The organism is Fontibacillus forbon (genome assembly GCF_046559655.1).
Classification (GTDB): Bacteria; Bacillota; Bacilli; order Paenibacillales; family Paenibacillaceae; genus Fontibacillus.
Genome location: NZ_JBKGFV010000006.1, coordinates 277897 through 295069, shown reverse-complemented (window position 1 = coordinate 295069; position 17173 = coordinate 277897). Strand labels below are relative to the sequence as shown.

Below are 17173 nucleotides of genomic sequence, written 5' to 3'. Positions count from 1 at the left end.
TGCCGTGTAAATTCATATCATTGGTGGGGTATTGAATAAATATACACTATATTACATAGAAAGAAATGAGGAGCCATGGCTGATAATCAAAATCTTGAATCACTGCAGACACCAGGAGCGGTATTTTTTATTTTTGGGGCAACCGGAGATTTAGCACGCCGTAAGCTCTTTCCAGCAATATATTCATTATATCGCGAAGGAAAGCTGGCCGAGGATTTTGCTGTAATCGGCGTGGCACGCCGTCCGCGCACGCAGGAAGAATTCCGGGATGACGTTCATCGCTCCATTCAGGAATTTTGCCGGTACAAAGTGGAGGATACCGCGAATTGGACGCGGTTTGCCGAACATTTTGCCTACAAATCCTTGGACATCAACAACATCGACGGATATCATGAGCTTCGCGAGCTGACCGAATCCGTGGAATCCCGCTTCGGCATTCCCGGCAACCGGCTGTTCTATCTGGCGTTGGCGCCGGAACTGTTCGGCAGCGTGTCCTTCAATCTTCAGAAGGGCGGCATGCTCAGCAGCGGCGGTTGGCACCGGCTGGTCATCGAGAAGCCGTTCGGTTACGATTTGCTCTCCGCACAGAAGCTGAACGAAGAGCTTAATCAGGTATTTAAAGAAGAAGAAATTTATCGCATTGACCACTATCTCGGCAAAGAGATGGTTCAAAATATCGAAGTCATCCGTTTCGCCAACGCGTTCTTCGAACCGTTGTGGAACAACAAGCACATCGCGAATATTCAAATTACGCTTAGCGAGACCGTCGGCGTAGAAGAGCGCGGCGGTTATTATGACCATTCCGGAGCCTTGCGCGACATGGGTCAGAACCATATGCTGCAAATGCTGACGATGATCGCCATGGAGCCGCCTAGCCGGTTGTTCCCGGAAGATATCCGGGACGAGAAGGTGAAGGTTCTCCGCTCCTTGCGTCCTTTCGCGACCCCGCTGGAAGTGAAGGAGAACGTCGTTCGCGGGCAATATACGGAGGGCGAAACCGGAGGCAAGCACCTCCCGGGATATCGCCAAGAAGACAAAGTCGATCCTAACTCCAATACCGAAACTTATTTCGCTGCCAAAGTATTCGTCGACAATTTCCGCTGGGCCGGCGTCCCGTTCTACATCCGTACCGGGAAACGCCTGCCGGTCAAAACGACGGAGGTCGTCGTAGAGTTCAAGCAAATGCCGACGAACGTATATCTTGGGCAGAAGCATACGCTGGAACCGAACCTGCTCGTCATCCGCGTTAATCCGATGGAAGGGATCTACATTAAGATCAACGCGAAGAAACCGGGCTCGGATTCCAAGATCGAACCGCTTGCCATGGAATTCTGCCAAAGCTGCCAGGTGGGAATCAACTCTCCGGAGGCCTACGAGCGCCTGATTCTGGATGCGGCTCATGGCGATTCCACGTACTTTACCCGTTGGGACGAAGTAGCTACCGCTTGGGCATTTATCGACCGGATCGCGGTTGCCTGGGCGCAAAATCCGGGAGACATCAGCGCCTATCCGGCAGGGTCGTGGGGACCTCAGGAAGCTCATGATCTGCTGGCTAAGGATGGCTTCCATTGGTGGCCGGTCAACGGACAGGATGAGGATAACGTGATTTGGATCAGCAAGTAAGCGGGATCTGGATCATGGTATACGTTTGATATAAGTCTAAGCCGTCTTCGAGTCATTTGTTCGAAGGCGGCTTTTTTATAGTAAAGTGAATCCCGGGGAATGAACAACTACTAAGGTAAGAATACGGAAGGAGCCGTGCGGGAACACGACTCCAAAGTACAATAGCTGCATTAAGAGCAGCCAGTGATACAAGTTAGTCCCAGAAATAGACCGTTAACCTTGGTGAGGGCGGTCTATTTCTTTTTCTTGTAGGTAAGAAGCGCCAAAATGAACATGCCGAACATGAACATTAAGGAGATAGCCTCTTTGACCTCCATGGGTCTCACCCCCTCTCCGGGGAGTATGAGGATAATAGATATTACAGGCACTGCGTAAGTCGGACCAAAATATGTTACAATAAAAGACATGACTTTGTGGAACGAGAGGAAAGTGAGAATGAGCAAAGCATTGGAACAACTGCTGCAGCAGGAAGTGGATAAACGGAGAACATTTGCGATCATCTCCCACCCGGATGCCGGGAAAACGACATTAACGGAAAAACTGCTTTTGTTCGGGGGTGCCATCCGCTTGGCGGGGTCGGTCAAAGCCCGTAAAGCCAGCAAGCATGCAACGAGCGACTGGATGGAAATCGAGAAGCAGCGGGGGATCTCCGTCACTTCTTCCGTCATGCAGTTTGATTATAACGGCCATCGCATTAATATTTTGGATACGCCGGGTCACCAGGATTTCAGTGAAGATACGTATCGTACCTTGACCGCTGCGGACAGCGCCGTGATGCTGATCGACGTCGCCAAAGGCGTCGAAGCGCAGACGATTAAGCTGTTTCAGGTGTGTGCCAAACGGGGAATACCGATTTTTACGTTTATTAATAAATTGGACCGCGAGGGCCGTAGTCCGTTTGAATTGATGGAAGAAATCGAGCAGGTGCTCGGCATCCGCTCGGTACCGATGAACTGGCCGATCGGCATGGGCCGGGAGTTGTGCGGCGTCTATGACCGGATGAAGAACCAGGTGGAGCTGTTCCAAGGGGACGATCACTCGAATATTGAGGTCAAGAAGGTGGATGGATACGAGGACCCGGTCATCCGTGAGATGGCGGGCGACTATCTGCACGACCAGCTATGCCAGGACCTGGAGCTGCTGGATGTGGCGGGCGATCCTTTCGACCTGGAAAAAGTGAAGCGCGGCGAATTGACTCCGGTCTTCTTCGGCAGTGCTGTCAACAATTTCGGCGTGCAGACGTTCCTGGAGAACTTCCTGCAGCTGGCACCAAAGCCGGAACCGCGCCGGAGCACTACAGGGACCGTAGAGCCGACGAACGAAAAGTTCTCCGGCTACGTATTCAAGATCCAGGCCAATATGAACCCGGCTCACCGGGACCGGATCGCTTTCCTGCGGATCGTGTCCGGTAAATTCGAGCGCGGGATGTCCGTCAAGCATGTACGGGCCGGTAAAGAAATCAAGCTGTCCCAGCCGCAGCAATTTTTGGCCCAGGACCGGGATATTGTGAGCGAAGCCTATCCGGGCGACATCATCGGGTTGTTCGATCCCGGCATTTTCCGGATCGGCGATTCGCTCAGTCAGGGCAGCGAGATTGTATTTGATGAACTGCCGGTATTTTCGCCGGAAATTTTCGCGAAAGTTACGGTCAAAAATGCGCTTAAACATAAGCAGTATCAAAAAGGAATTGACCAGTTGACGGAAGAGGGAACCATCCAGGTGTTCACGACCGTCGGCTTTGAAGATACCTTGCTTGGCGTCGTCGGACAATTGCAGTTCGAGGTGTTCGAATACCGGATGAAGGGCGAATACGGAGTGGATGTCGTGCTTCAGCGGATGCCATTCCAGTTTGCCCGGTGGATCGTTGCGGACAAAATCGATCCGTCCAAGTTCCGGATTAATTCCACGCTTGTAAAGGACAAGAAGGGGAATTATGTAGCCTTGTTCGAGAACGAATACGCCATGCGTACCGCGATGGATAAAAACCCGGATGCGAAATTTTTGGAAATGGCGCCTTAGGGCGAACTGTACCTTACCCTTTCCGTGCTTTGCAAAACAAGCCTTTCAACGGTCTGAAAACAGTCCGCTGAAGGCTTGTTTTTTTGGGCTGGGCTTCTTACTTATTTCAACGGCGTAAGATTGGTATGTTCCAACTCGCCTTGCAGCACGGAGAGCAGCTCATCCTGCTTAGCATTATCGATGTTTTTCCAAATAACCTCAAAGACTACACCCAGGCCCGGCAAAGCGGCTTCCTGAGCGTCGATCGAGCCCTCGATCATATCGCGCATTCCGCTCATGCTTTTACCGTGAACTTTGTGCAGGACCGCTTCGCGCAAACTCATGGTGATTGGCATCGGTAACCCTCCTTGAAATAGTGATTGCCCAATCTTTAACCTTCCCGGGCGGGGGACCAAAAATTCAAGTTTAGATGACATTGTGATATACTATAGCAATCCATAATGTTCGGGATGGTGAAAAACATGGCTCATACAGAGAAAAAACAATTTGCCGTAATCGGCATGGGGCGTTTTGGTTTAAGCGTGGCTAAAGCACTCAGCGGCATGGGGTTTGACGTACTCGCGATTGATTCCGACGAACTGCAGACCCAAGCCGTATCGAATATCGTAACGCACGCGGTATCGGCAGATTCCACCGATGAGGAAGCGCTCCGGGCGCTAGGGATTCGCAATTTCGACGTTGTCGTCGTGGCCATCGGGGAAGATATCCAGGCCAGCATCCTTACGACCCTTATTTTGAAAGATATGGGCGGCCCGTTGATTGTAGTCAAGGCTCAGAACGAGTTGCACGGGAAAGTGCTGCAAAAAATCGGCGCGGATAAAGTGATTTATCCGGAACGGGATATGGGGCTGCGCGTGGCGCATCATCTGACCTCTCCGAATATTCTCGATTACATCGAGCTGTCGGATGAGTACAGCATCGTAGAATTGCGCGCTACGAAGGCGATGATCGGCCAAAATTTGAAGGAATTGAACGTCCGGGCCAAGTTCGGTTGCAATGTTATGGCAATCAAGCGCGGGACGAAGATGAATATTTCGCCTTCCTCCAGCGATCGTCTCTCCGAAGGCGATGTGCTGGTCATTGTCGGCGAGAAGAACGACTTGACGAAAATGGAGCTGGCTTACTCGGAAAGCTAAGCCGAGCCGGAGCCAGGGCTGGAAAAGTCAATTTCGGATAAAGGAATGAAGCATGGATGCAAATACAGTCTCCGCAAAATCCCCGGGTGAAGGAATGGGCCGGACTGCTTGAAAAGAAGCAGCGGGACAAGCAGGGCAAATACCTGATCGAAGGCATTCATCTGGTCAAGGAAGCGCTGGAGGCGCAGGCCGATGTTGAATGCGTCTGCTATGAGGCTGAAGCGGGGATTCCCCATGAATTGGCCGAGGCCGCATCCGCCGGCCTGGACGTGGAATGGATCGGCGTATCCGCCGCGGTCATAGCCAAGTGCAGCGATACGAAGACGCCGCAGCCGGTGTTTGCCGTCGTCCGCAAAGACGGCGGGGCATTGCAGCCGCTGCTGGATACGGCAGGCGGGCTGGTGGTGGTGCTGGACGGCGTGCAGGATCCCGGCAACGTCGGCACCATCATCCGCACCGCCGACGCGGTCGGTGCGGACGGGGTCATCGTCGGCGCCGGGTGCGCCGACATTTACGGGCCCAAGGTGCTGCGCGCCACCATGGGCTCGCTCTTTCACTTGCCGGTGGTGCACGGCAAGCTGGAAGAGCTGCTGCCGCAGGCCAAGGCCCGCGGCATCCGCCTGGCCGGCACCAGCCTGCAGGCGGCGGTGAACTGCTACGCGTACGACTTCACCGGGCCGGTATGGCTGCTGTTCGGCAGCGAGGGAAGCGGCCTCAGTCCGGAAGTCCGCGGCCTCATGGACGACGGCCTGATCATCCCGATGCGCGGCCGCGCCGAATCGCTCAACGTAGCGATGGCCGCCTCGGTGCTGCTGTACGAAGCGCTGCGGCAGCGACATTTTGCGCCCGGCGAAAACGGTTAGCCGATGGTTATGAATTAGAAGTAAGCCCACACAAATTTCAGGGATTTACCCTGATCCTTGTGTGGGCTTTTTTGATAAAATCCCTCATATGTTTCTTCGGAGCCCCGGACATTGCCGCTCGCTAATGAGCCTGGTTCTTCTATTTCTTATGCGCTCTCCGATATTGGGCCGGAGTTATTCCGTACGTTTTTTTAAAAACAGAATAAAAGGTATTCAATGAAGAAAACCCGTAATTTTGGATGATCGGCTCGATCGGCGAGTCGGAAACCAACAGTTCCCGGCAAATCAGATCCAACCGTCTCTCCGAAATCGTGTCGGTGATTGACCGGTTCGTCTCCGCTTTGTATAAGCTGCGCAAATAGTTGACGGATAAGCCAAGCTCATCGGCCAGCATTTTGGAGGAGAGATTGGGATCGTTGAGCCGTTCTCCGATCAGGCGTTCCACCTGCTCGATCAACACCGCGTTTCTGGACAGGCCACGGGCAGACGTGATGTCCTCCAGCGTTTTGTCCAGCAGTTTTTCCATCCAGCGGGCCACGTTTTCGAGCGTCTCCAGGCGAATAATCTGATTTTCGAGCGAGGTCAATCCCCACGAGCTGGGCAGAGGCTGGTGGAACTGATCCTGCATCAACCGGCGCATATCGCTAAATAAAGTAATCAGAGACATTTTACACTCGAAATAGGGCAGATCCCTCAAGGTTTCTACGGCAAAAGCCATGATCTGCAGCACGGTATCCCGGTTCCCTTTCTGGATCGCCTGCGCCATTTGGCGCTCCTTCTCCAACGGAAGATGGAACAGCACGCCGGGAGCGCCGGACAACTCCTGCTTGAGGATCATCGCCCCATGACCAAACCGAAAGCGTTCCTGCGTCAATTCGTAGGTTTCCAAATACACCTCGTGCATGTCGGTCAGGTTATGGAGCGTTCTGCCCCAAGCTACACTCGTTCCGATCGACAAGTATTGTTGTAGCAGCTTCTGCGATCCTCGCAGCTTCTTCACGAAATCGGGGGAAACTGCTGCGGCGGACAGGACTGCGGCGATATGGTCGTTTCCCATATCGACCGTTTGAACCCGTTGATCCGCGGCTTGCAGCGACTCCTGGATGATATTCGCCATCGCGAAGCGCAGCAGCCGGCGGTCTTTCTCCGAATACATCTCCGTAAACTCCGGAAAACGGTCTATCCGAAAGATCGCAACGGACAAATTTTCTTCGGGCAAATCGATTTCCCACTCCCTGAAATGCCTGAGGATTTCGGCGGGAGAGCGGGCTTCATGACCCAAAAATTCGCGTAGAAACCGCTCTTTGCCAAGGACTTTGTTATGCCTCCACTGCTCGGTCAATTCATCGATCTGTTCTTTTTGGGCCGTGAAAACGCTGGACAAATAATCAAGCTCATTCCTCGACTTTCCCTCCCCGATCTGTTCTGCGCGGTGCTGCCGCATGACGCTTCCGACCAATTCCTGAATAGGGGAATATACCCGTTTGGAGATCAGAACGATGACGGTAAGCGAGGCCAGGAATAGGCCCAAAAACAAGAAAAGACTGATGTTGCGGAGCACGGAAATCCGGCCCAGGATAACCGACTTCGGAACGCTTTCAATGAATGTCCAGTCCTGAATTCCCTTAATCGAAGCCGTCGAGTAAACCATGAGCTGTTCTTCACGGCCATGGGGTTTGAACAGCTCCCAACCGTTCCCGCTTTGCCCTCTCTGATGGCCAAGCTCCAAAATCTGCTGGCCGTTAAGCCGGACCGTGCTGAAAACCTCCTCGTTTCGGTCATTCAACACCGTTACTTGCCGGTTAGGGTAATTGGAATTGCTTTGGAGCAAGTTCATTAATTTATCGGTATCCACATTCATGACGAAGGCGGAAATGGAACTGCCCTTTTCATAGAGTCTGACGATCGTGATGACATCTTTGGCCGCTTCCCCGCTCAAAGGATGCGATAGCTTTCTGGGTAGCGGGGCGGCCCGCTCCGCAAACTGAGGGTCACGCAGCCGCTTCAGAATATCCTGGTCGTAAAAAGTAGTGGCTTCATTAATACCCAGCCGGGAATCCACAACCGTATCGGTATAATCGTTGATCAAGTAGACCGAATCGATCGCGGGGTTGGCGTTTTTGATCTCCCCCAATCGACTCCATACCGTGTACGTCTCAAAATCCGAGTAATGATCGGAAAGCGCATACACTTTTAGTTCGCTGTCGTTGCTGGAGGCATAACTGTAATCCAGGGACCATTCCATCAGCCCTGCCGTATTTCGGGCGCTATTAAGCAGAAGCGATTCGGAATGGTCCCCGATTTCCTTCAGCAACGTTTTTGAGGACTGCCAGTACAGCAGCAGGAATGAGATAGCCAAGACGAGCACATTCGCGCTGACAAAATAAAAAATAATTCTCATATAGGTCGGATGCTTCTTGAATGAGGCAAGGAGCGGAAAGCTGAATTTCGACATGCCATAACCCCCGTTACTTCTCTCTCTCTTTGCTGAGCGCAGATTTATTGTAGCATATTGCGGGTTTCCGTCAGCAAAATCGTTTGTTTCTGGAAAAGTGATGTTTTTGGGAAAATGTGAAATCCGCGCTTGCGGGAAGAATTCGTGTTTGCCGGAATTGCCTTCCTGAAGGCGGGCTTGTTATGGTGACGTCATCGGACCACAAAACAGAAGCTGCAGCACTGCAACCGGTAATTACAAACCATAACCGATTTTGACGCACAAGGGGGTACTAGAAACCATGCAACATGACAGTAACAAGGGGAGAGGGTCCAAGCTAAAACATATCGCTCGAAATCCTTTCCTATACGCGATGGCCGTGCCTGGCCTGCTGTTCTTCCTCGTATTCAGTTATCTTCCCATCTACGGGATCACGATTGCGTTCAAGGATTATGACTTCTCCAAGGGGATTACGGGAAGCGAGTGGGTAGGCTTCAAAAATTTCGACTACTTCTTCACCTCGGACGACTTTTGGACCGTCCTTCGCAACACCTTGGTGTTGAACGCGCTGTTTATCTTCTTTACGACAGTCGCCGCCGTGCTTATCGCGCTTATGTTCAATGAAATCCGCAACAAATATTTCAAAAGAATTTCGCAATCTCTCATCTTCCTGCCCTATTTTATGTCCTGGATCGTGGTAGGGATGATTGTTCAGTCGATGTTCGGCGGGGAAGAGCCGCTGATCAACGCTTGGCTGCAAAATATCGGCATGGAGCCGGTCAACTGGATGTTCGAATCGAAGTTGTGGCCCGCGATTCTTACGATGATTCGGGTATGGCAGGGAGCGGGGTATCTCTCGATTATTTTCCTGGCGGCCATTACCGGCATCTCGGAGGACTTGTACGAGGCAGCCCGAATCGACGGAGCTTCCAAGCTGCAGATTATGCTCCGTATCACCTTGCCGTTGCTGGTGCCAACGATCATGGTTATGACGCTGCTCGCCGTAGGCAAAATCTTCAACGGAGATTTCGCTATGATCTATGCCATTATCGGGGATAACTCCCTGCTGTATCCGACAACCGACGTGATCGATACCTTCGTGTTCCGCTCGATGAGACAATTGCACGATTTCGGGATGTCTTCGGCGGTCGGGCTGTTCCAATCGGTGATGGGCCTGATTTTCGTAATCATCGCCAACGGGGTTACCCGAAAGGTATCTAAAGAATCCGCATTATTTTAGAGGTTGTTCAAAAAGTCGTCTTCCCTTGACGAAGTAGTTGAGGGAGAGGAATCGCCATCGAGTCTTGAATTCAGCCGGGCCTAAGCGGATGCTTCCGAAGCATGTTTCCTACGGAAACATTTCGGTTGCTCACGTAGATCCGTCTACGCTCCGCTACTCAGGCCTTGGCTTCAATCAACTCAACCGTTTTGAAAAATCGCACTTCGGAAGCATAGGCTTCGGCCCTGCAAACCCGATTTTTTGAACTCACACTTTATAGGAGGCAAAAAGATGAGGCAGAGTGTTCCTGACCGGATTTTTTCGGTAACCGCCTATACGATCATTCTATTGTTCACTTTATTCTGTCTGTTTCCCTTTCTGCTGATGGTCATCGGCTCATTCACCGATGAGGGCGAACTGATCGCACATGGTTATACTTTATTCCCGCAAAAGTTTTCTTTGGCCGCGTATGAAGCGGTACTCCAGTCGGATGTATTGTTTAGCGGCTATCAAGTGACGGTTCTTATCACTGCCGTCGGGGCGGTAAGCGCCTTGTGCATTTCTTCCATGCTGGCTTACTCTTTGGCAAATAAACGGAATGTCCTGCAGACGCCTTTTCTGCTCTTCTGCTATCTGCCCATGCTATTCTCGGGAGGCATTATTCCGTTCTATATCGTAGTCAGCCAGTGGCTGCATTTGCAAAATACCGTCTGGGTGCTTATTCTTACACTGTTATGTCAGCCTTTTCTCGTATTCCTGCTGGTCAGCTTCTTCCGCACCGTTCCCGAGGAATTGGAGGAGGCCGCCCGGATCGACGGGGCGAATGAGGTGAGAATATTTTTCCAGATCATCCTGCCGATCTCAAAGCCGATCCTGGCTTCCGTCGGTCTGTTCTATGCCTTGAACTATTGGAATGACTGGTTTATGGGTCTCATGTTCGTGGACAATGAACGATTGTTTCCTTTACAGTTGATTCTGCGGCGGATGGTATCCAATATGGAGGCCGCCAAGAACCTGATTCCTTCAGGCGCGGCTATCGCGGTCACGCCGCCGACTTACGGCGTTCGCATGGCGACGACCGTTCTGACGATCGGCCCCATCATCCTGTTGTACCCGATGCTGCAAAAGTACTTTGTTAAAGGCCTTACGGTAGGGGCCGTGAAAGGGTAACGGAGATTCCGGCTTTAACCGGAATCTTCCGGTTAAGCATAGATGAATGATTCATATTTAAAGGGAGGTTAACAAAATGAAAATCAAAAAAATACTTGGCACGGCCATGGTTACGGTATTGGCCTCGGCACTGCTGCTGGCCGGTTGTGGAGGCAACGGCGGGAACGCGGAGCCAGGCAGCGCGAATTCGGGTGCCGGCTCCGCTTCCAACGCGGAAAAAGAAATCGTGGAGTTGAAGGCCTATCTTCCGGGGGATAAACCGGTGGGATTCGATGAGGTCCTGAAGGCCGTCAATGAGAAACTAAAAACGGACAACGTCGGCGCCTCGCTGAATATCAACTTTCTCCCGTGGACGGATTACGGCAACACGGTAGCGGTTAAAATGTCCGCCGGCGAGGATTTCGACATGTACCTGGATGCGCCATGGTTGTCCATGAACCAGATGATCGCCAGTAATTCGCTCCAAGCGTTGGACGCTATGGTAGAGGAGCGGCCGGAGTTGAAGGCATCCATTCCGGCTGAAATGTGGGAATACAACAAATTCGGCGGGAAAATTATGGGCATTCCGCTCGGAACGACGCAAGGACCGGTATACGGCCTGCTGATCCGCAAGGATTTACGCGAGAAATACGGATTGCCCGAGCTGAAGACGCTAGACGATCTGGAGAAATTTTTCTATGCGGTCAAGGAAAACGAACAGGACATCAAACCGTTTGTCATCAACGGGATCAAAGCGGACAAATTGCCGTTTATCCTAAGCGCTTCCGCCAATATGGCGCAGGATGAAGTGCTCGAAATCGGCGTCAACATGTTCGCCTATTCCACCAAAGACAAGAAAGTCGTAGGACAATGGGAAAGCCCGATGATCGCGGACGCTTTTGAACGCGTTACCAAGTACTATAAAGACGGCATCTTGTCCAAAAACATCGCCCAGGAACAAAATGCCGAAACGTTGTTCAAACAGGGCAAATACGCCGCTACCTATTATGCGGCCGACGGCGTGGAAGGGCTGAAATATGCGGAGATGTTGAAGGATGGCAGCGACAAGCTGGAGGTCTTCGTGCCGAACGGTGATCAGGCGAAGCCGTATACCGCCTTCCAACAATGGAATTTCTTTTGTATTCCCGCTTCCTCAAAGCACGCCGACCTGGCTATGGATGTCATGAACTGGTTATCGATCAAAGAAAATCACGATTTGATGGAATACGGGATCCAAGGGAAGGACTGGGAGCCTGTGGGCGATACGAGTTATAAGTCGCTTTCGGGGTACTCTTTCCCGGGGTATACACTGACTTGGCGTCCGACGCTCAACCGCACGCCGGATACGATGACGGCGGACGACAAGAAGTGGTTTGATTTCTCCGCCGACCCGGCCAACTTTGAGCTTAGTCCGACTGCAGGGTTTACTTTTGATGCAGAGAAAGTTAAAACCGAATACGCCAAAATCACGCCGTTCCACGACTCCGTGTTCCTGCCGCTTTGCCAGGGCGTGCTGTCGGCTGACAAAGGCAAGGAGATGCTGGAAGACAAAATCATGGGCGTGGGCGGTCAAAAGGTCATCGATGAAATTCAGGCACAGATCGATGCCGTGGCATCCGGTAAATAACACTCTATATTCAGAATGGAAAGAGGTATTTTATCTATGAATGTTATGCGCTGCGCGCAAAATCCGGTGATCCGGACAGAGGACGTGAAACCGTCGCGTCCCGATTTCAAAGTGCTGGGAGCGTTTAATGCCGGTGTCGCGAAATATAAAGACGAAACGATCCTGCTTCTTCGCGTCGCGGAAGCGCCGGTTTCGGACCGGACGGGCGAGGTGCTTGTTCCCCGGTTAAACGAAGACGGTACCGAGGTGATCGTGGAACGGTACGAGAATACCGACCCGCGTTACGATTTCACCGATTCACGCTTTGTGGCGGTAGACGGAAGTGTGGTTATGCTTACGTCCCTCTCCCATCTTCGCGTAGCGCGGAGCAAGGACGGCGTGCATTTCGACATTGATCCGCAGCCTGCCCTGTTCCCTGAGAATGCCCTGGAAGCATGGGGGATGGAGGATCCGCGCATCACGCAAATCGGGGATACTTATTACATTACTTACAGCTCCGCCTCGATTCGCGGCGTCGGTGCGGGACTGGCGGAGACGAAGGATTTCCGCACGTTCAAACGGCACGGCCTCATGCTGGCTCCCGAGAATAAAGACGTCATGCTGTTCCCGGAGAAAATAGGCGGGAAATATTATACCCTGCACCGTCCGGTTCCAAAATCGTTCGGTGCTCCCGAGATGTGGATTGCGGAATCGCCGGATCTCTTGCATTGGGGAAACCATCGTTTTCTGATGGGCCTCAGTCAGCAAGGCTGGGATTCGGGGAGAATGGGCGGAGGCGCAGTTCCGATCCGAACGGAGCGAGGCTGGCTGGTACTGTATCACGGGGCGGATACCAAACACCGCTATTGCATGGGGGCGGCGCTGCTCGATCTTGAAGATCCCGGAAAAGTCATCGCGCGATCGAAACGCCCGTTCATGGAACCGGAAGCTGATTATGAGGTGAACGGATTTTTCGGGGGCGTCGTATTCTCTTGCGGCGCGCTCCTGATCGGGGACACCGTCCGGATGTATTACGGAGCCGCTGACGAGGTGATGGCGGTGGCGGATATTCCGCTGGATGACATTTTTAGCACGCTATCATAAGTTCATTGCAAGCCCCCGGTTCATAAGGACCTGGGGCTTGCTGTTTACGATAGGCTTAAGCCGTTCTCTTCCGTATCTTGGTGGGCGCTAATGGGACAGGTCCTCATGGGCTATTGGGGCTGATGGGGCCGATCGGGCTGGTCGGGCTAAACGGGCTAAACGTGCTAAACGTGCTAAACGTGCTAGACGAACTAGACGAACTAGACGAACTAGACGAACTAGACGGACTGAATGACTAAACGCAGGAAAGCCAGTTGATCCAGAACACACGGAAAACCAACTCTAACGGACACCAGAGACCTTAATGAGGCGAAAATGACCCGATTAAAAATCTAACGGACACCAAGGCCGTTAATCTGCTTGAAAAGCCCCAAAGAGAGCGTAATTCCGGAGATTAGCGGCCCCTGTGTCCGTTAGCCTGGCGGGATCACCGATTCTGAGCAGATAAGGGCTCCTGTGTCCGTTAAAGTTTTATCGGAGTAAGAGATAGACTCCTCTCTATCTAATTTTCAATTGTCTTTCAGGATTTCAGAAGGATTGATGGGGAATAGGGAGAATATAACCTATATACAAATCTCTACTTTGATCCTCTGGTACAACCAGACATTTTTCTTTCCTATAATATGTGATTTTATTCACAAATAAACCAACAACAATGGCCCTAAAGGAGCAGCAAACATGAAAATCGGTGAATTTGCCAAAAAGAACAACATTACGCAAGATACGATTCGCCATTATATTGATCTTGGGCTGCTTGTTGCGGAAAAGCAAGGTTCCCAGTACAGGTTTACGGAAGAAGATAGCGGAGATCTTGAACGTATCGTGATGTTGAAGCAATTGGATTTTTCGCTGACCGAAATTCAGGAAATTCTGTGCTTTTATAGGCTTGAGGGAGAGAAGTCGGATGACTTTCGAAGTTTTTATTTATCCTTGCTGGAACGAAAAAAGGAACAAGTTCGGATCGAGCAATTGAAATTCCAGGAGATCGATGGGCATATCAGAAAAGAGATCACTGAGCTGAAGATGGATGAATTGGGCTTGAAGAGAAGAATAGGATTTCCCATAACCTCTATGCCGCTTTTGCAATGCCCCGAATGCAAATCAGCTTTGGACATTAGCGGAGGCACGATTGAAAAAAACATGCTGATGGAAGCCGATTTTCAGTGTGAATGCGGTTATGTTTCATACGTTGAGGATGGAATTTATATAGATAAAGCAGCGGTCGGCAAAAAGAAGCAAATCCCTCCGAAAAAAGATTTTCTGGAGGCTGCTTCGCCTAAGTATATTAACTTTTTGTATAACGGGACTTCTACCTTAATCGACTATATTCAAAATCACGGAAGCCAACCCGGATATATTATGGAGCTGGACAATTGCGTCGGCAGATTTCTAATGCAATACATCGATTTTTTACCGAAAGGCTGCACTTACATTCTTATTTGTCATGACAAACAACGCATCACGCATATGAAAAGAAATATTGAGCTGCAGCAGGAACACGGCAACTTTATCTTCTTCTGCTGCGAGTTGGACCGATTGCCGGTGGCTCCTGCGTCGATCGATATTATCGTAGACCATTGGATGAGTAAAACCTATGCCAAAACGGCAGACAAGGATCTGCTGGATATCGTATCCCCGTTCCTGAAACAAGAGGGGCTGCTTATTGGAGCCTATCCTCATTTGGGGAAGCAGTGTAAGGACTATCTCCATGTTCCATTGGAGCTCAGGGATCTTTTCAATCGGGACAAAATGCTGGAGAAATTGCATCATTTGAATTTTGCGGAATTGGATGTTTCAGAGCTGGGTCCGATTACCGAAAACAACCCGTATATCGATATTCAAGGCAAAGAACAATATCTGACTCTGTACGTAGGCAAGAAAAAGCGCAGTTTCGATGTGATTTGTGCTGGTGCCCAGCAGGAGATGAAACTGAAACAAAATCGGATATCCTGAAATCTCGGGTTAACCCCACCTTTTCAAGTTTTTCGCGTTAATTTACGTGCATATTTTCACAAAGTCGTATTGACGTGGTCATAACCCCAGCATTTAGAATCATGACTATATTCATGAGTTTTATAAATCGAGGGGGAACATGACATGAAAACGCATGCGAAAAAGGTAGGTTTAGTACTGTTGGGGCTTCTAATGGTACTGAGCGTATTCGGCTGCTCCAAATCCGAACCGGCCAAGGAATCGGAAAGCGATGCGGTAGCGGCTTCGGGCAAGTATAAACCGGGCACATACACGGCAAAGGCCGCAGGAAACAACGGGGATGTCACGGTGGAGGTCGTTTTTGACGAGAACTCCATTGTTTCCGTGACCGTGAAAGATAATAGCGAAACCGAAGGCATTAGCGATAAAGCTATCGAACGTATCCCTCAACAGATCGTGGAGGGGCAAACCTTGGCCGTGGATGTGGTTTCCGGCGCATCGAATTCATCGAAAGCGATCATTGCAGCCGTTGAAGACTGCGTCAAACAGGCCGGCGGAGATGTCGAGGCTCTTAAGGTTGCTGCGGTAACCGAGGATAAACAGCAGCAGGAAGCCGAGTTGACCACGGATGTTGTCGTCATCGGCGGCGGCGGGACAGGCTTGGCAGCCGCAGGGTCGGCTTTTGAGAACGGAGCGAAAGTCATCGTGCTCGAAAAAATGGGAACCTTGGGCGGCTCCACGGCGTTGTCCGGCGGTGCGATCGGGGCTACGGGCACCCGATTCCAAAAGGAGCAAGGCATCGAGGATGCCCCGGAATCATGGTTGAAGCTATGGAAAGAACGTCAAAGTACAAGCAACCCGGACAGCCAATATCCGGACTATGACCGGGTAGAGAAATTTATGGACGATGCTGTGGACACGACCCATTGGCTGGTCGATTACATGAATCATAAGTACGTAAACGTAGCCGGGTTCGGCGTCGACCCCGTGGCTCGCCTACACTTCCCTGAGAAGAGCGGCGCGACCATCATCGCGAATATGGAGAAAACGCTGAATGATAAAGGGATCGATATTTTGACGGAAACCAAGGCGACGGAATTGTTGACCGATGACCAAGGCAATGTGATCGGCGTCAAAGCGGAGAACGCCGAAGGAATTCTGACTGTGCATGCGAAAAAGGTCATTATCGCCACCGGCGGTTTTGCCAGAAGCGAAGAGCTCATGAAACGGTTCCTCCCTGAATTTGTGGAAGATATGGATATCAGCGCATCCGCCGCAGGCAGCACGGGGGACGGAATCATCATGGCGGAGAAGCTAGGCGCCGCCCTTTATGAAGATCCGTGGATCATCGGCTTGGGGATCGCGGGTCATCTTCCCGAACTGAAGGCATTGGAATGGGATCCGACGAAAGTGTACGTAAACGAAAAAGGCGAACGTTATATGAACGAGAATAGCCATTACGCCATCGTAACGAACAAAGCTGCGGATAACGAGCAAGTTTGGGTGATCGTCGATTCGAACGAAGCCAATGCCGAACTGATCAAATCAATTGAAGGACAGCTTCCGAATGATGAAATCGCGGTTGGAAAGACCATCGAAGAATTGGCTGCCGCGATGCAAGTTCCAGAAGCAACTTTGACAAAAACGATGGATACGTTCAACGCCGGCGTAGCTTCCGGTAAAGACAGCTTTAAGAAAGACGCAAAAATGCTGGTTTCCGTAGATAAAGGGCCGTTTTACGCTTTCAAGTTCTATCCGCGGACTATGGGTACTTTCGGAGGCGTGAAAGTGGACGAGAATTACCGCGTTCTTAAAGAAGACGGATCCGTGATCAACAATCTTTACGCGGGCGGAGAAGCAGCGAACCGCTATCTGTATAACCAGGTTTATATGACGGGCAGCGCAGTTCAGTATGCTTTAACCAGTGGCCGTCTGAGCGGAGAGCATGCCGCTAAAGCAGTTAAAGAAGGCAAATAGATATTTCCGGGATGATCTCAAGCATGGAGCAAACGCTCCATGCTTTTTTTCGCGAATAGTTTGTTGGAAAAATAATCATACTTCTCATAATCAGAGTTGGCTGGAAAGGAG

The 17173-nt window shown here is 51.1% G+C and carries 13 protein-coding genes; 10 read left to right on the top strand and 3 right to left on the bottom strand.

Annotated elements, in window-relative coordinates; translation table 11 throughout:
• Positions 1–75 precede the first annotated feature (75 nt).
• Positions 76–1623, top strand: coding sequence for a glucose-6-phosphate dehydrogenase (gene zwf / locus ACLB09_RS22525; protein ID WP_410772089.1), 1548 nt, complete (start codon positions 76–78; stop codon positions 1621–1623).
• Between the two features lie 233 nt (positions 1624–1856).
• Here zwf and ACLB09_RS22520 read toward each other — a convergent pair whose 3' ends face one another.
• Positions 1857–1940 (bottom strand): putative holin-like toxin, encoded by an 84-nt coding sequence (locus ACLB09_RS22520; protein WP_410772123.1) that lies wholly within the window; start codon positions 1938–1940, stop codon positions 1857–1859.
• A 118-nt stretch (positions 1941–2058) separates the two neighbouring features.
• Between ACLB09_RS22520 and ACLB09_RS22515 the strand changes: the two genes are divergently transcribed.
• Positions 2059–3642, top strand: a complete 1584-nt coding sequence (locus ACLB09_RS22515) for a peptide chain release factor 3 (RefSeq protein ID WP_410772088.1) — start codon at positions 2059–2061, stop codon at positions 3640–3642.
• A gap of 101 nt (positions 3643–3743) precedes the next feature.
• Here the strand turns inward: ACLB09_RS22515 and sspI are convergent, their stop codons facing one another.
• Positions 3744–3977, bottom strand: a complete 234-nt coding sequence (gene sspI / locus ACLB09_RS22510) for a small acid-soluble spore protein SspI (protein WP_410772087.1) — start codon at positions 3975–3977, stop codon at positions 3744–3746.
• Between the two features lie 126 nt (positions 3978–4103).
• On the opposite strand from sspI, the gene ACLB09_RS22505 reads away from it, so the two are divergent.
• Positions 4104–4778 carry a potassium channel family protein gene (locus tag ACLB09_RS22505; protein WP_410772086.1) on the top strand — a complete coding sequence of 225 codons (675 nt, stop codon included), beginning with the start codon at positions 4104–4106 and terminating at the stop codon, positions 4776–4778.
• 56 nt (positions 4779–4834) lie between these two features.
• On the top strand, positions 4835–5641 hold the full coding sequence (locus ACLB09_RS22500) for a TrmH family RNA methyltransferase (protein ID WP_410772085.1): 807 nt from the start codon (positions 4835–4837) through the stop codon (positions 5639–5641).
• A 139-nt stretch (positions 5642–5780) separates the two neighbouring features.
• Here the strand turns inward: ACLB09_RS22500 and ACLB09_RS22495 are convergent, their stop codons facing one another.
• A complete protein-coding gene (locus ACLB09_RS22495; RefSeq protein ID WP_410772084.1) occupies positions 5781–8096 on the bottom strand; it encodes a helix-turn-helix transcriptional regulator in 2316 nt (771 codons plus the stop codon).
• A 280-nt stretch (positions 8097–8376) separates the two neighbouring features.
• Between ACLB09_RS22495 and ACLB09_RS22490 the strand changes: the two genes are divergently transcribed.
• The 6 genes from ACLB09_RS22490 (at position 8377) to ACLB09_RS22465 (ending at position 17062) form a co-directional block, all read left to right on the top strand.
• Complete coding sequence (locus tag ACLB09_RS22490) at positions 8377–9315, top strand: ABC transporter permease (RefSeq protein WP_410772083.1); 939 nt, start codon at positions 8377–8379, stop codon at positions 9313–9315.
• Between the two features lie 270 nt (positions 9316–9585).
• Positions 9586–10464, top strand: a complete 879-nt coding sequence (locus ACLB09_RS22485; RefSeq protein WP_410772082.1) for a carbohydrate ABC transporter permease — start codon at positions 9586–9588, stop codon at positions 10462–10464.
• Positions 10465–10540: 76 nt separating this feature from the next.
• Positions 10541–12070 (top strand): DUF3502 domain-containing protein, encoded by a 1530-nt coding sequence (locus ACLB09_RS22480; RefSeq protein ID WP_410772081.1) that lies wholly within the window; start codon positions 10541–10543, stop codon positions 12068–12070.
• A 36-nt stretch (positions 12071–12106) separates the two neighbouring features.
• On the top strand, positions 12107–13153 hold the full coding sequence (locus tag ACLB09_RS22475; RefSeq protein WP_410772080.1) for a glycoside hydrolase family 130 protein: 1047 nt from the start codon (positions 12107–12109) through the stop codon (positions 13151–13153).
• Between the two features lie 678 nt (positions 13154–13831).
• A complete protein-coding gene (locus ACLB09_RS22470) occupies positions 13832–15106 on the top strand; it encodes a MerR family transcriptional regulator (RefSeq protein ID WP_410772079.1) in 1275 nt (424 codons plus the stop codon).
• Positions 15107–15250: 144 nt separating this feature from the next.
• Positions 15251–17062: an FAD-dependent oxidoreductase gene (locus tag ACLB09_RS22465; RefSeq protein WP_410772078.1), complete on the top strand. Its 1812-nt coding sequence runs from the start codon at positions 15251–15253 to the stop codon at positions 17060–17062.
• The last annotated feature ends 111 nt before the right edge of the window (positions 17063–17173 follow it).

Excerpts from the sequence above, each read along its gene's own strand:
- ACLB09_RS22495 (WP_410772084.1), bottom strand. The coding sequence starts at position 8,096 with ATGTCGAAATTCAGCTTTCCGCTCCTTGCCTCATTCAAGAAGCATCCG.
- sspI (WP_410772087.1), bottom strand. The coding sequence starts at position 3,977 with ATGCCAATCACCATGAGTTTGCGCGAAGCGGTCCTGCACAAAGTTCAC.
- ACLB09_RS22505 (WP_410772086.1), top strand. The coding sequence starts at position 4,104 with ATGGCTCATACAGAGAAAAAACAATTTGCCGTAATCGGCATGGGGCGT.
- ACLB09_RS22500 (WP_410772085.1), top strand. The coding sequence starts at position 4,835 with ATGCAAATACAGTCTCCGCAAAATCCCCGGGTGAAGGAATGGGCCGGA.
- ACLB09_RS22475 (WP_410772080.1), top strand. The coding sequence starts at position 12,107 with ATGAATGTTATGCGCTGCGCGCAAAATCCGGTGATCCGGACAGAGGAC.
- ACLB09_RS22490 (WP_410772083.1), top strand. The coding sequence starts at position 8,377 with ATGCAACATGACAGTAACAAGGGGAGAGGGTCCAAGCTAAAACATATC.
- ACLB09_RS22470 (WP_410772079.1), top strand. The coding sequence starts at position 13,832 with ATGAAAATCGGTGAATTTGCCAAAAAGAACAACATTACGCAAGATACG.
- ACLB09_RS22515 (WP_410772088.1), top strand. The coding sequence starts at position 2,059 with ATGAGCAAAGCATTGGAACAACTGCTGCAGCAGGAAGTGGATAAACGG.
- ACLB09_RS22520 (WP_410772123.1), bottom strand. The coding sequence starts at position 1,940 with ATGGAGGTCAAAGAGGCTATCTCCTTAATGTTCATGTTCGGCATGTTC.
- zwf (WP_410772089.1), top strand. The coding sequence starts at position 76 with ATGGCTGATAATCAAAATCTTGAATCACTGCAGACACCAGGAGCGGTA.
- ACLB09_RS22465 (WP_410772078.1), top strand. The coding sequence starts at position 15,251 with ATGAAAACGCATGCGAAAAAGGTAGGTTTAGTACTGTTGGGGCTTCTA.
- ACLB09_RS22485 (WP_410772082.1), top strand. The coding sequence starts at position 9,586 with ATGAGGCAGAGTGTTCCTGACCGGATTTTTTCGGTAACCGCCTATACG.
- ACLB09_RS22480 (WP_410772081.1), top strand. The coding sequence starts at position 10,541 with ATGAAAATCAAAAAAATACTTGGCACGGCCATGGTTACGGTATTGGCC.